This is a genomic window from Mesorhizobium sp. M0074 (genome assembly GCF_040322975.1).
GTDB lineage: Bacteria > Pseudomonadota > Alphaproteobacteria > Rhizobiales > Rhizobiaceae > Mesorhizobium.
Map to the genome: position 1 here is coordinate 199,732 of NZ_JAMYUM010000004.1, position 14,715 is coordinate 214,446.

Genomic DNA, 14,715 nt, shown 5'->3' on the forward strand with positions numbered 1-14,715 from the left:
GAATGGTGAGGCTATCATATAGACCATGAGTAATACATGATCCCTACTGACTACTGACTACTGACTATTCACTATTCACTATTCACTATTCCACTCACGGAGCGCCATTATGACCACCATCGCCTTCATCGGCCTCGGCAATATGGGCAATCCGATGGCCGCCAACCTGGTCAAGGCCGGGTATGCCGTGCACGGCTTCGACCTGGTGCCGGAGAACCTCGTCATTGCCAGGGAGCACGGCGTCATCGTCATGGCCAATGCCGTTGCGGCGGTGAAGGATGCCGATGCGGTCATCACCATGTTGCCGGCCGGCAAGCATGTTCTGTCGGTTTACGCTGACATAGTGTCCAAGGCAAAAAAAGGCGCGCTGTTCATCGATTCCTCGACCATCGATGTCGAGTCGGCCCGAAAGGCCCATGCCATCGCCGCCAAGCATGGATTGCTGACGATCGACGCGCCGGTCTCTGGCGGCACGGGCGGTGCGGCGGCCGGCACGCTGACCTTCATGGCCGGCGGTTCGAAGGATGCCTTCGCCAAGGCCGAACCAATCCTCAAGCCGATGGCCGGCCGCATCGTTCATTGCGGCGACGCCGGCGCCGGACAGGCGGCGAAGATCTGCAACAACATGATTTTGGGCATTTCGATGATCGGCGTTGCCGAGGCCTTCGTGCTGGCGGAAAAGCTCGGCCTGTCGCACCAGGCGCTGTTCGACGTCGCCTCGACCTCGTCCGGCCAGTGCTGGTCGCTGACCACCTATTGCCCGGTGCCCGGCCCGGTGCCGACATCGCCCGCCAACACAGGCTACAAGCCGGGGTTTGCCGCGGCACTGATGCTGAAGGACCTCAAACTGTCACAGGAGGCCGCACAGAGCGTCGGTGCAGCAACGCCGCTCGGCGCCGAGGCAGCCCAGCTCTATGCGCTGTTCAACGCACAAGGGAATGCCGGCGCGGATTTTTCCGGCATCATTAATTTCCTCCGTGGTGACCCGGCGTAAGCTCCAAGTTCACAGGTTTCGATCTGCCCAAAGCGGAAAGCCGGCAAATTTAGGTTTGCTTAAGCTCTTGCTAACCCTGCAGTAACGATATGCGTTTAAAACGGATTGCGAGGCGGACATCCGCCCGGCGCTCCGGATCAGGTCTCGCGTACCGGAGCCCGTAAGTTTCGCCGTTAGTTTCGCAAGTGTATTGTTGGCGAAGCGCCATGCGTATCTGGCAAAGCCGCGTTCCGATGGAGCGCGGTTTTTGCGTTTCGCATCCTCGCCTGGCGAGCGCCCATTCAAACGCCGGGCGCCCGCCCGACATGGAGCGCCCGGCGATCGCCTCCCTAATGCTTGCGCAAATCTGCTTGCGCCAGGTCGAGCGCCGTGGCGATGCGGTCGCAGGCCATGTCGATCGTCTCGCGCGTCCAGATCAGCGGCGGCGACAGGATCATCGTGTCGCCGGTGGCGCGCAGCATCATGCCCTGGGCAATCGCGTGGTCGCGAACCATCACCGCCGCGCTGCCGGCCGGCAGGAAGCGCTCCTTGGTCACCTTGTCCTTGACGATCTCGATCGCCCCCATCAGCCCGAACGAGCGCACCTCGCCGACCAGATCGTGGCCGCCGAGGCGTTCCTGCAGCGCCCTGGCGAAGTAAGGCCCGGTGTCGTTCCTCACGCGCTCGACCAGGCCTTCCCGCTCGATGATCTCGAGGTTCTTTAGCGCCACCGCGCAGGCCACAGGATGCCCGGCATAGGTGTAGCCGTGATAGAATTCGCCGCCCTTTTCGACCAGCGTCGCCGCGATGCGGTCGCCGACCAGCAGCGCCGACAGCGGCTGATAGCCAGAGGTCAGCGCCTTGGCCGTGGTGATGGTGTCGGGCTCGACATCGAAGGCTTGTGCGGCGAACCACTCGCCTGTGCGGCCATATCCGGTGATGACCTCGTCCAGCATCAGCAGGACATCGTATTTGCGGCAGATGCGCTGCACCTCCGGCCAATAGCTCATCGGCGGGATCTTCACCCCGCCTGCCCCCATCACCGGCTCGCCGATGAAGGCGGCCACCTTGTCGGCGCCGGCTTCGAGGATCGCGTCCTCGACCGCTTTTGCCGCGCGCAGGCCGAAATCATGGTCGCTTTCGCCGGGCAGTGCGAGCTCATAGGCATAGGGCATCATCACATGGACGATGTTGGGCACGGCACCGCCGAGCTGCTTGTGCATCAAATCCATGCCGCCGAGCGAGGCGCCGGCGATGGTCGAGCCGTGGTAGCCCATCTTGCGTGAGATGATGCGGTTCTTCTCGGGCCTGCCTTCCAGCACCCAATAGTGACGGACCAGGCGCAGCGCCGTGTCGTTGGCCTCCGAACCGGACGAGCCGTAGAACACCTGGTTGATGTGCCTTGGCGCGATCTCCGCCAGCTTTTTCGACAGCAGAACCGGCGTCGGCGTCGAGCATTTGAAGAAAGAGTTGTAGTAGGGCAATTCCTTCATCTGGGCGTAGGCGGCGTCGGCAAGCTCGTCGCGGCCATAGCCGACATTGACGCACCACAGCCCAGCCATGCCGTCGAGGATTTCCGTCCCTTCGGCATCATAGATGAACGGCCCGTTGGCGTGGGTGATGATGCGCGAGCCGGTCTCGCGCATCTCTTTGTGGTCGGTGAACGGATGAAGGTGATGCGCGGCATCGATCTGCTGAAGCTGCTTCAGCGAATAATTCTGGTAGGTCATGTCTGGTCTTTCCTCTTGAACCAATCCGGCAGCTTTCGCGCCGGGGCGGATTCGTCAGAGGACAGCGGGCGGCGAATAGCCGATGCGAGCGCAGAGCCGCAACAGCTCGGCGCGTAGCGTGCGCGACGACGGCGTCACCGCCACCCCAAATGTGCAACCCGATTTCGCCAGCCGAGCCATGCATGTACCTTAGGCTGCCTCGAGCCCTCAGTTCAAGCCATGCCGGTCAAGCGACGCCAGTCAATTGGTGCCAGTCAGGGCCCGCTGCAGGAAGACGTACTTCATCGCCGCCTGTGCGGCCTGCGGCCGCCGGTCGCCGCGTCCACCATGGCCGCCCTCGGTCTCCTCAAAGAACAGCGTCTTGCCGTGGCCGGCCGCCTGCAGCCGTGCCGCCATTTTGCGCGCATGCCCGGGATGGACGCGATCGTCGGCGGTCGAGGTCGTCAGCAACACCGGCGGATAGGCTGCGTCCGTGTCTACATGCTGGTAGGGCGAATAGGCGGCGAGCCAGGCTGCCCCTTCCGGCTTCTCCGGATCGCCATACTCGGCCATCCACGACGCGCCGGGCGGCAGCTCGGTGTAGCGCAGCATATCGAGCAGCGGCACGTCGATGATCACTGCACCGAACAATTCCGGGTGCTGGGTCAGCGAGACGCCGGTCAGCAAGCCACCATTCGATCCGCCCTGGATGCCCAGCGTGGCGGGCGTGGCGATGCCGCGTTTGACCAGATCTTGCGCGACCGCGGCGAAATCGTCGAAGGCATTCTGGCGATTGGCCTTGAGCGCCGCCTGATGCCAGTTCGGGCCGAACTCGCCGCCGCCGCGGATGTTGGCCTGCACATAGGCATTGCCCTTCTCCAGCCACAGCCTGCCGCGCACGCCGGCATAGCCGGGCAGCAGCGGCACTTCGAAGCCGCCATAGCCGTAAAGCAATGTCGGCACGGGTCCATGCAAGTCGCGCCTCCTGACGACGAAGTACGGGATCATCGTGCCATCCTTCGAGCGCGCCTCGAACTGTTCGGAGACCAGGGACGACGCATCGAAACGCGCCGGCTGCGACTTCACCGTTGCCAGCCCCGCGGCGTTGTCGTCCGACCAGATGATCGAGCTCGGCGTCAGGAAATCGGTGAAGGAGAAGGAGACGCTGGAACCGAAATGCTCGGCATGGCTGATGCCGACATTGCCGTTTTCGGGCAACGCCACGGGCTTGAACTCCCAGCCGCTGTCGCTGCGCTTGCCGGCGACGACCTTGCCGCGCACATTGTCCATCAAATTGATGAACAGCCGGTCCTGCGTGCGGGCAATACCGGCGATCGAGACACGGTGCGCCGGCTCGAGCACGGTACCGAGGGATCCGAATAGCCTGGTTTCGATCCAGCGCTCGAAATCGAGTGAATAGAGCCCGTCGGGCTTACAAAGCGTGCCGTCCGGCGCAGTCCACGGGGTACGCACGCCGAAGACGAGCTGGCCCTTGAACAGCGCTGTATCGGTGACGTCGTCCGGCAACGGGATGCGCCTGTTCTCGCCGGAAGGCAGCCGCAGGAAACTGTGCGAGGCGAAGAAGTCGATGGTTCGGGCGAGGAAGACATGACGCTTGTCGCCGTCGAATTCGACGGACCCGCCGGCGGCAAGATCCTGCTTCAGCGCCTCGAAGATCGGCATCGCCGCTTCCAGTGTCGTGCCGCGCCGCCAAAGCTTGACCACGCGCGGATAACCGGACTGGGTCTTGTCGTCCTCCTCGAAGGCGGCGGAAACGATAACCGTGTCCTCGTCCAGCCAGCTAAAGCTCGATTTCGAGGCAGGAGCGCGAAAGCCGCCATCGACGAACGATCTGCTTTCGATATCGAATTCGCGCATCTCGCTGGCATCGCCGCCATCCGGCGACAGGTTGAGCAGGCAGCGGCTGAAGTCGGGGTAGAGCCGGCTGGCGCCGCTGAACACCCATTTCACCCCCTCTTTCGCCGCCAGACTGTCGAAGTCGATGATCGTCTGCCATTCCGGCTTGTCGGTCTTGTAGGAGGCGACGGTGGTGCGCCGCCAGAGGCCGAGTACGTTCGTCCGGTCCTGCCAGAAATTATAGACATAGCCGTTGATAGCGGCCCCGACGGCGATGTTATCCTCGGCTGTCATCAGGTCGAGCGCCGTCTCGAACGACATCTGATAGGACGGATCACCCTGCAGCTCCCCGACCGTAACTGCATTTTGGTGATGCACCCAGTCGAGCGCCTGCTTGCCCCTCCTGTCCTCAAGCCAGAGAAACGGGTCTTCGGCCGCCGAACCCGGCTGGCCCTTGGTATTCGATTTGGTCATGAGGTCTCCGGTTGAGTCGGGTGGCGACATAGCCAAGATCGACATGGGCCGCTTACATTCAAGTCATTCGTCAGAAACGGCGGCTTTCTGGCATTCACACCATCCGTCTTCGAATGACCGTTACAACTGCCAGCGCCAGGCAAATGGCACCGAGCGTCATTGGCAGGCCGCCGGCGCCAACAACATCCATGGCGCTGCCCGCCAGCGGCGGCACGGCGATGCCGCCGACGCCCCACATCAGCGAGAAGGCGGCGTTGCCGGCGACCAGTGCCGAGCCGGTGAACCGCTCGCCGAGTTCAATGATCGACATCGTGTAAATGCCGTAGGAAACCGCGCCCCAGATGAAGACGCACGGCCAGATCAGCGGCGTCTCGATGAGAACCGGCAACAGAACGCATCCGAGCACCGTCATCGAAACACAGATGAACCGCACCAGCCGCGCCGTCAGTCGTTCCGCCAGCAGGCCGAGCGGCACCTGCATAGCGATGTTGCCGGCGATCATCACCGACAGCAGCGCCGACATGCGCGCTTCCGCAATGCCGTAATGCGTTCCATAGACCGGCAGCAAGGCGAGCACCGCCTGTTCGAAACCGGCGGCCACGATCACCGCCGATAACAGCAGCCACGCCTGCGGCACGAACCCCAGCACCGAAACGCGGTGCCCGCTCTCGTCGACCCTCGGCAGCCGTGCCAGCACCGAGGCGAGGCAGGCGCCGCAAAACAGAAATGCGGCGATGCCGACCAGAAACGGCGGCCATCCCATGGTGCCGACCGCAAGCAGGCACAGCGGTCCCGCCGCAAAGCCCGCCGAAATGATCGTCGAATAGATGCCCATGACGCGGCCGCGGCGTGTCGGCGGCGCCAGTGCGATCACCCAGACTTCGCTCAGCACGTAGAGCGGGTTGGTGACGGCGCCGATCAAAAAGCGCAGAGGAAACCACAGATAGACATTTTGCGTCCAGCCGATCAGCGCCAGCACCAGCGCGGAAAGTGCCGCGCAAGTAAGCGCGGTGCGCCCTGCCCCGAAACGCCGTGCCAGCGCCGGAACCAGCGGCGACGAGACGATGAAGCCGATCGGCGTCATTGCCGCCGACAGGCCGATCATGGCCGGCGAGACGCCCTGGCGCTGCAGGATGAAGCTCAACAGCGGATAGCTCAGCCCTTGCGCGATGGCGAACACCGAGACGGTGGCGATCACGCCGGTGATTGCCGCCCATTGCACTGTCTCGCCGCTGTCCTGTTCCGCCCGGTCCATGATGCAGGACTAGCGTTTCGCTTTCATCGCGGTAAGCACCGGCAACGAAAACCGCTTGCGCCAGCCGGAAGAGATAAGAGCCTGACGATCCCTCCGGCTGCCCTTCAGGCATGTCGCTTCCCTCGTCCTAGTGGTCGCCGCCTCCGCAATGGCTGGCCGGCCGGCAGTCCATTATGCCGCCGCATTGCCGCAGCGTACGAGGACTATCATGACCGCCGCCCTTCAGCCCGCCGAACCTGCATTGGCAAACGACCGCGCCCGTCGCGGCGGCCGCGCGGGAAAGCGTGCCGGCGGATCGGCGGCGTTCGAGCAGCCGCCGTTTCGGCAGTTGAAGAACCCGCTGGCGCCGACCCGGCTGGTTTCCGACGACGAGCTGGAATCTATCCACCTCGCCTCTCTGCGCGTGCTGCGGGAAATCGGCGTCGACGTGCTGCATGACGAAGCCCGGCGCATCATGAAGGCGCATGGCGCCGATGTCCGCGAAGGCAGCGAGCGGGTGCGCTTCGACAGTGACATGATCCTGGAACTGGTTGCGCACTGCCCGCCGGAATTCACCATCCACGCCCGCAACCCGGCGCACAACGTGCGCTTCGGCGGCGATAATCTGATCATCTCGATGATGGCGTCGGCGCCCAATTGCTCCGACGTCGATCGCGGCCGCCGGCCGGGCAACCAGCAGGACTACCGCAACTTCCTCAAGCTTGCGCAGATGCACAACATATTGAACTGCACGGGCGGCTATCCGGTCGAGCCGATCGACATCCATCCGTCCGTCCGCCACCTTGAATGCATCCGTGACCTCGCCACGCTGACCGACAAGATGTTCCACATCTATTCGCTCGGCAAGGAGCGCAACGTCGACGGCATCGAGATCACCAGGATCGCACGCGGCATCAGCCATGAGCAGTTGCTTGCAGAGCCGTCGGTATTCACCATCATCAACACCAATTCGCCGCTCAAGCTCGACGTGCCGATGATGGAAGGCATCATCCAGATGTCGAGCAAGGGCCAGGTTGTCATCGTGACGCCGTTCACCCTGTCCGGCGCCATGGCGCCGGTGACGATTGCCGGCGCGCTGGTGCAGCAGAATGCCGAGGCGCTGTCCGGCATCGCCTTTGCGCAGATGGTGCGCAAGGGCGCGCCTGTCGGCTACGGCGGCTTCACCTCGAACGTCGATATGAAGTCCGGCGCGCCGGCCTTCGGCACGCCGGAATATATGAAGGCGCAGCTGGTCGGAGGGCAGCTCGCCCGCCGCTACAACATCCCCTACCGCACCTCCAACACCTGCGCCGCCAACACGGTCGATGCGCAGGCCGCCTATGAAAGCGTGTTCTCACTGTGGGGCGCCATCCAGGGCGGCGGCAATCTGATGATGCATGCGGCCGGCTGGCTGGAAGGCGGCCTGCGCTGCTCCTACGAGAAGACCATCCTCGACATAGACCTGTTGCAGATGGTCGCCGAGTTCCTGACGCCGCTCGATCTTTCCGAGGAAGCACTCGGTTTCGACGCCATACAGTCCGTCGGCCCCGGCGGCCATTTCTTCGGCACCCAGCACACGCAGGACCGCTACAAGACCGCGTTCTATGCGCCTATTATCTCGGACTGGCGCAATTTCGAGAGTTGGGCGGAGGCCGGGTCGCCGACGGCGCTCGAAAAGGCCAATCGCGTCTGGAAGGAACGGCTGGCCTCCTATGAAGAGCCTTACATGGATCCGGCAATCAGGGAGGAGCTCAACGCTTTCGTCGACAAGCGCCGGGCCGAAGGCGGCGCGCCGACCGATTTCTGATCATCTGATGAGTAGTCGACCCCCACTCCGTCTTGATGGCAGGCTGGCCGGAAACATCGCTGTATCCGATCTCCGCTTTGTTTTCGCGCCCCGCTCACTCGATTCAATCTCTTCAAAAACGGAATTATCTTCATGAAATCTCATGCAAAAGCGGTTGTCATCGGCGGCGGGGTCGTTGGCTGCTCGGTGCTCTATCATCTGGCCAAGGCTGGCTGGACCGACATCATGCTGATCGAGCGTTCGGAGCTCACTTCCGGCTCGTCCTGGCATGCGGCGGGCGGCTTCCATACGCTGAACGGCGATCCCAACGTCGCCAAGCTGCAGGCCTACACGGTGCAGCTTTACAAGGAGATCGAGGAGATTTCCGGCCAATCCTGCTCGCTGCACCTGACCGGCGGCGTGATGATGGCCGACACGCCCGAGCGCATGGACTTCTTGCGGCTCGCCCACGCCAAGGGCCGCTATCTCGGCATGGACACCGAACTGATCACGCCGTCCGAAGCCAAGGCGATGTTCCCGCTGATGGACGAGACGAATTTCGTCGGCGCCATGTGGGATCCAGTCGAGGGCCATCTCGACCCTTCCGGCACCACCCATGCGTATGCCAAGGCCGCCAGGAAGCTAGGCGCCGAGATCGTACTGCGCAACCGCGTCGTGGAACTGACGCAGGAGGTCGACGGCACCTGGAACGTCGTCACTGAGCAAGGCACAGTCAAAGCCGAGCATGTGGTCAACTGCGGCGGCCTGTGGGCGCGCGAGATCGGTCGCATGGTCGGCGTCGAACTGCCGGTGCTGGCCATGGAGCACATGTATCTCCTGACCGAGCCGATGCCGGAGGTCGAGGAATTCAACAAGTCGACCGGCCGCGAGATGATTGGCGTGCTCGATTTCAAGGGCGAAATCTATACCCGCCAGGAACGCAACGGCATCCTGCTCGGCACCTATGAAAAGGCCTGCAAGCCGTGGTCGCCGGTCAACACGCCCTGGGATTTCGGCCACGAGCTGCTGCAGCCAGACATCGACCGCATCGCGCCGTCGCTCGAGATCGGCTTCAAGCATTTCCCCGGCATCGAAAAGGCCGGCATCAAGCAGATCATCAACGGCCCCTTCACCTTCGCGCTGGACGGCAACCCGCTGGTCGGCCCGGTGCAGGGCCTGACCAATTTCTGGTGCGCCTGCGCCGTCATGGCCGGCTTCAGCCAGGGCGGCGGCGTCGGCCTGGCGCTGTCGAACTGGATGGTCCATGGTGACCCCGGCTTCGACGTCTGGGGCATGGACGTTGCGCGCTTCGGCGAATGGGCAACGCTGCGCTATACCAACGCAAAGGTCCGCGAAAATTATTCGCGCCGTTTCTCCATCCGCTTTCCCAACGAGGAATTACCGGCGGCAAGACCAGCGCAGACGACCCCGCTTTACGACACCATGCTGGCCAACAACGCCGTCATGGGCGACAGCTGGGGTCTCGAAACCCCGCTCTGGTTCGCGCCGAAAGGCTCGGAGCCGAACGACGTCGTGTCCTTCCACCGCTCCAATGATTTCCGCCCGATCGGCGAGGAGGTGCGCGCCACCCGCGAGAAGGTCGGCGTCACCGAGATCGCCAACTTCGCCAAATACGAAGTCTCCGGACCGGGGGCCGAGGACTTTCTCAACCGGCTGATGACCAATCGCATGCCGAAGACCGGCCGCATCGTGCTGACGCCGATGCTGAACGAGTTCGGCAGACTGATCGGCGACTTCACCATCGCCAAGGCGGGCCCAAGGGGTGGGGAAGACCGCTTCATGATCTGGGGTTCTTCGGCAGCGCAAAAATACCACATGCGCTGGTTCGAGAAGCATCTGCCAAAGGATGGAAGCATCCGCATCCACCGCTTCGACCAGACGCTGGTCGGTCTCTCCATCGCCGGGCCGAAATCCCGCGACCTGCTGCAGAAACTGGTCGATGTCGACATCTCGACCAAGGCCTTCCGCTTTATGGATTTCCGCGAGATGGCGGTCGGCGGCGCGCCTTGCATGGTCAATCGGATCACCTACACCGGCGACCTCGGCTACGAGATATGGATGGCGCCTGCCTACCAGCGCCTGGTCTACAAGGCGATCAAGGAGGCTGGCGAAGAGTTTGGGCTTGTCGATTTCGGCATGCGGGCTTTGCTCTCTATGCGCCTTGAGAAGAACTTCCCGACCTGGTTCCGCGAGCTACGTCCGATCTACGGACCGTTCGAAGGCTCGATGGACCGCTTCATCAAGCTGGAGAAGAACGACTTCATCGGCCGGGAAGCAGCGGCCAAGGAACAGGCAGAAGGGCCGAAACTGCGCCGTGTCTCCTTCATCGTCGATGCCGCGGATGCAGACGTCATGGGCGACGAGCCGATCTGGGCCAAGGTCGGCGGCAAGGATTACGGCACCGTGGAAAAGCCGCATGGCTATGGCGCGCCGCGCTTCGACGCGGGCGGCAAGGAAGTGCGCGGCTCGAACGCCGCCGAAGGCGCGTCTGCCGTGCGCGGCATTGTCGACGGCGACTGGCGGGTGGTCGGCTGGGTCACCTCCGGCGGCTATGCGCATTATGTCGAGAAGTCGATGGCGCAAGGCTATGTACCGGCAGCGCTTGCCGAGAACGAGAGCGCCGGCCTGTTCGAGATCGAAATCCTCGGGCACCGGCGTCCCGCACGCATCAATGTCGAACCGCCCTTCGACCCGAGCGGCGAAAAGATGAGGACGTAGGCGCAGCCAGCCGGTCGCATTGTGCGGAGCATACTCTTCATGCTAGCGCAGCCGGCAACACTCTGCTGGCAAGGGCGATGAGATTTCATTGAAGTACAATCTGAGATGGGCCGAGTGGCTGGCCGAGGGACGGATCGGCCCCTTCCCGGCAACGATCGTCATGGTCGCGGCTTATTTTGCCTTGCAGACCATCATACTGTCCCTGTTGAGCTCTTGGGCGGGAACCGGCGTCGGCATCGATGATGCGGAGCAGCTGATCTATGTTCCGTATCTCTGGGCTGGATATGGCGGCTCGCAACCACCCCTGTACACCTGGATCAACTGGCTGGCCGCGCATGTTTTCGGCACCAGTATCTTCACGCTGAAGCTCGTCAAATACTCCGTGCTGTTCCTTGCCGCCTGCAGCGTGTTCGCCGCCATGCGGCGGTTCGGCTACACCAAAGCGACAGCGGCGGCGGCCATGTTCGGCCTGTTTACGATCCCGCAGATCGTCTGGGAATCGCAGCGCGCCTTGTCGCATTCCGTCGCCGTCGTCGGCTTCTGCTCGCTGCTCCTGCTGGCCATGGCCTATCTTCTCGAGCGGCGAAGCATGATCGCCTATGCGGCGTTTGGCCTGGCCACCGCGGCGGCAATTCTTGCCAAATATAATGATGTCTTCCTCGTGGTGGCCCTTGTTGCGGCCGTGCTGTCGCTGCGCGAATGGCGCAGCGCGATCCTCGATCCGAAGTTCGCCATCAGCATAGCGGTCGCGATATTGGTGCTGGCGCCGACCACCTATTGGAGCCTCATGCATCCCGCCGATTTATTGTCGAGAGGCGAGAAGTTCGGAATAGACGCGCAACAAGGGCGCGTGGCGGCGGCCTTTGTCGGCGCCGGCAAGTTTATCATGGGCACCTTCAATTTCGCGGTCTTGCCGGTGCTCGTTTCCGCCCTGGCTTTCTGGCTGGCGAAGTTCCGTTTCTCGGAGCGGCTCCCGAAAGGTCCGGCAAGGGAAATTCTGTTGTGGCGTACCTTGGCGCTCGGCTTGGCCATGCTGGCAATACTTGTACTTGCCACCGGCGTGACGGTGGTCAAGGACCGCTGGCTGCTGCCGGTCCTGTTCATGTTGCCGCTGGCCATCGTCGCCACTATGGAACGGCTGGCGCCGCGGGGCAGGAATGCGCAGCTCCTGGTGATCGCGGCTGGAGCGATCATCGCCGTGCTGCTCGCGCCCGCCACCTGGTACGTCCAGATAAACGGGACCAGTGGCCTCTCGCGGATGATCCGCGTGGATTACCCCGCCCTCTATCGCCAACTGACTGCGGACGGACCGGTCAAAACCGCAATATCTGATGGTGCATGGGTCGGAAACCTGCGGTTGGTCGACGAAAAACTGCTCGCACTTGACCAGGAAGTGCCTAATTTCGAAACGCTGATGCAGGAGCCGGCCGTACTCGTCTGGCTTGACCGAGACGATCCGCGTCCGGTCATTTTGGAGCAGCTCAAAGCGGCCGGCTATGAGCCGGACGGCCAACCACGGCAAATGATGGTTCCGCTGTTGCGCGGCACCGGCAAGTCCGCCCGGGCCGGCGCCTATGTAAGATTGAAGAGAATGGCGGTGGGAGAAGCCACGGCGCCCAAGGGAGGCGTTAGCGGAGGAGCCGAGGGTGGACAGGAACCCGACTGACCGGCCCCGTCATCACCGCAAGATCATGCCGTTCGAGCCCGACGGCTCGAATGATGTGCTGCGCAAAAAATCGCAGCTGAAGGCCGCTGAACTCAACCAGCATGCGCTGGGCTATGGAGCGCTGGCGGAAGCCGAATGGCAGGCGGCGGGCATTGCTGCTCCTGACCTGCCCGCCATGCGCCGATACCGGCTCGAGCGCATCCGCGCCGAGCTGAAGCGCCGCGACTATGCGGGAGCCCTGCTCTACGATCCGGTCAATATCCGCTATGCCACCGACGCAACCAACATGCAGCTCTGGGTCGCACACAATCGGACCAGGCATTGTTTCGTTGCCACCGATGGCCCGGTGGTGCTGTTCGACTATTTCTCCTGCGAGCACCTTTCCGATCATTCCGGCGTCGTCGACGAGGTGCGGCCGGCGGTGTCGTGGGCTTATCTGTACAGCGGCGAGCTGACCGGTCAAAAAGTCCGCCGCTGGGCAGCCGGCATCGCCGACCTGGTATTGGAACATGGCGGCGGCAATCGCCGCATCGCAGTCGACCACATCAATCCCGAGGGCATCGAAGAGCTCGCCCGCCTCGGCATCTCGACCGGCAATGGCGAGGCGGTGATGGAAAATGCGCGGCTGATCAAATCGCCCGACGAAATCCTTGCCATGCGCCGGGCGATCGCCGCTTGCGAGGCGGCAATGGGCGAGATGGAGAAGGCGCTGAGGCCTGGCATCTCCGAGAACGAATTGTGGGCCGAACTCCATCGCGGCAACATCGCGCGCGGCGGCGAATGGATCGAAACCCGGCTCCTGTCGTCGGGTCCGCGCACCAATCCATGGTTCCAGGAGTGTTCGTCGCGGACGATCGAGGCCGGCGAGCTCGTCGCTTTCGACACCGACCTGATCGGTCCTTACGGCTTCTGCGCCGACCTTTCGCGCACCTGGCTTTGCGGTGACGCGCCGCCGTCGCAGGAGCAGCGCGACCTGTTCCGCATCGCCGCCGACCAGATCGCCCACAACACGGAGCTGATGCGGCCGGGCATATCGTTCCGCGACCTCGTCGAGCGCTCGTCAGTGCCACCGGGAGACTGCTTCCCGGCCCGTTACGGGGTGCTCTATCACGGCGTCGGCCTTGCCGACGAATACCCGACTTTGCCGCATGCTAGCGACTGGACCGACGACACACCGGACGGAGTGCTCGAACCTGGCATGGTGCTGTGCGTCGAGAGCTATATCGGTCGGCTTGGCGGCTACGAAGGCGTCAAGATCGAAGAACAGATCCTGATCACTGAAACCGGCAACGAGAAGCTTTCGACCTACCCGCTCGACAATCGGCTGCTTGGCGGCTGAGCGACGCTAATGCATGTCGCGCAAAAGTGTGCAGCGGCTTTGCGATAAACGACATGCATAAAACAAGAATCTAAAGCGCGTCGCATGAGGCCGACCGAACGCGACGCGCTTTATGCGAGCGCGGCGATCGCCTCGCGCATCGCAGCGACGATCGTTTCCGGCGTTGTCCTGGCCGTGATGAACGGCAAGCCTTTGCGCCGCCTTGTCCAGCCGACGACCGTCACCTTCTGCGCCGCCGGCTCGAAACTCTGCGCCAGCGCCCAGCTCTCGCAATCGATCGCCGCGACGTCCGCCCTGCCCTCGGCAACGGCAACGATCGAAGCACGGTGCCCACAGCTTTCGCTCAGCGCGGAAAAGATATCCAAACTCTCGCCCAATGCTTGCAGGTCGCGGGCTGGCGCGATGATGCCCGACATGGAATCGAGGCTGTTGAAGGTGAAGCGCTTGCTGCGAAGCTGATCGAGCGGAATGACGGCACCGCCGTCGGCCGGCGCCCTTGCCGGCGGTGCCTCGCCCGCCCTCATGACGATGGCGCTCGAATAGAGTTCGCCCTGTCCACCCTCGAAGGCGTCGTAACGCGGCTGGCCGACGAGCTGGACACGCTGCGACAGGCCGAGTTCCATCGGTCCCCAGCAGGTTTGCGCAAAGAGCAGCGCCGGATGCAGCCAGAGCTGGTGAAAATCCAGTTCGTCCGGCGGCAATGTCGCCGGATCGGGCGCGATGGGTTTTCCCTGATCATCGCGAATACCGCCAGGCACGGGGGGCAAATCGCCGGTGCGGCGGATGATCGTCTCCGGCGCATCGATGCCTTTTTGTCTGAAAGCATCGCGCAGCCGCGCCCATTGCGCGTCGACATCGTCCCGCGCTTCCGGCCAGTCGTACATCGGCAAAGCCGCAATGAATTCACTCATGCCGGGATTTGACCGTTATGCGGGGAA

The 14,715-nt window shown here is 63.1% G+C and carries 9 protein-coding genes; 5 read left to right on the forward strand and 4 right to left on the reverse strand.

Features of this window, described 5'->3' with window-relative positions:
- The first annotated feature begins 109 nt into the window (after positions 1 to 109).
- A complete protein-coding gene (mmsB, locus tag NKJ73_RS07865) occupies positions 110 to 994 on the forward strand; it encodes a 3-hydroxyisobutyrate dehydrogenase (RefSeq protein ID WP_352568933.1) in 885 nt (294 codons plus the stop codon).
- A 329-nt stretch (positions 995 to 1,323) separates the two neighbouring features.
- Here the strand turns inward: mmsB and NKJ73_RS07870 are convergent, their stop codons facing one another.
- The 3 genes from NKJ73_RS07870 to NKJ73_RS07880 all read right to left on the reverse strand — a co-directional run bounded on the left by NKJ73_RS07870 (position 1,324) and on the right by NKJ73_RS07880 (position 6,268).
- The gene (locus tag NKJ73_RS07870; protein ID WP_352568934.1) at positions 1,324 to 2,703 is read right to left on the reverse strand and encodes an aspartate aminotransferase family protein; all 1,380 of its coding nucleotides are present in this window, start codon (positions 2,701 to 2,703) and stop codon (positions 1,324 to 1,326) included.
- A 240-nt stretch (positions 2,704 to 2,943) separates the two neighbouring features.
- Positions 2,944 to 5,013 carry a prolyl oligopeptidase family serine peptidase gene (locus NKJ73_RS07875; RefSeq protein WP_352568935.1) on the reverse strand — a complete coding sequence of 690 codons (2,070 nt, stop codon included), beginning with the start codon at positions 5,011 to 5,013 and terminating at the stop codon, positions 2,944 to 2,946.
- Positions 5,014 to 5,107: 94 nt separating this feature from the next.
- Complete coding sequence (locus NKJ73_RS07880) at positions 5,108 to 6,268, reverse strand: MFS transporter (protein ID WP_352568936.1); 1,161 nt, start codon at positions 6,266 to 6,268, stop codon at positions 5,108 to 5,110.
- 208 nt (positions 6,269 to 6,476) lie between these two features.
- Between NKJ73_RS07880 and NKJ73_RS07885 the strand changes: the two genes are divergently transcribed.
- The 4 genes from NKJ73_RS07885 (at position 6,477) to NKJ73_RS07900 (ending at position 13,777) form a co-directional block, all read left to right on the forward strand.
- Positions 6,477 to 8,054, forward strand: coding sequence for a trimethylamine methyltransferase family protein (locus NKJ73_RS07885; protein ID WP_023676493.1), 1,578 nt, complete (start codon positions 6,477 to 6,479; stop codon positions 8,052 to 8,054).
- Between the two features lie 132 nt (positions 8,055 to 8,186).
- Positions 8,187 to 10,772, forward strand: a complete 2,586-nt coding sequence (locus tag NKJ73_RS07890) for a GcvT family protein (RefSeq protein ID WP_352568937.1) — start codon at positions 8,187 to 8,189, stop codon at positions 10,770 to 10,772.
- Positions 10,773 to 10,860: 88 nt separating this feature from the next.
- A complete protein-coding gene (locus NKJ73_RS07895; protein ID WP_352568939.1) occupies positions 10,861 to 12,438 on the forward strand; it encodes an ArnT family glycosyltransferase in 1,578 nt (525 codons plus the stop codon).
- 25 nt (positions 12,439 to 12,463) lie between these two features.
- Positions 12,464 to 13,777 carry a M24 family metallopeptidase gene (locus NKJ73_RS07900; protein WP_352568998.1) on the forward strand — a complete coding sequence of 438 codons (1,314 nt, stop codon included), beginning with the start codon at positions 12,464 to 12,466 and terminating at the stop codon, positions 13,775 to 13,777.
- 110 nt (positions 13,778 to 13,887) lie between these two features.
- Here the strand turns inward: NKJ73_RS07900 and NKJ73_RS07905 are convergent, their stop codons facing one another.
- Positions 13,888 to 14,688 carry a phosphate/phosphite/phosphonate ABC transporter substrate-binding protein gene (locus NKJ73_RS07905; protein ID WP_352454603.1) on the reverse strand — a complete coding sequence of 267 codons (801 nt, stop codon included), beginning with the start codon at positions 14,686 to 14,688 and terminating at the stop codon, positions 13,888 to 13,890.
- Between the last annotated feature and the right edge of the window lie 27 nt (positions 14,689 to 14,715).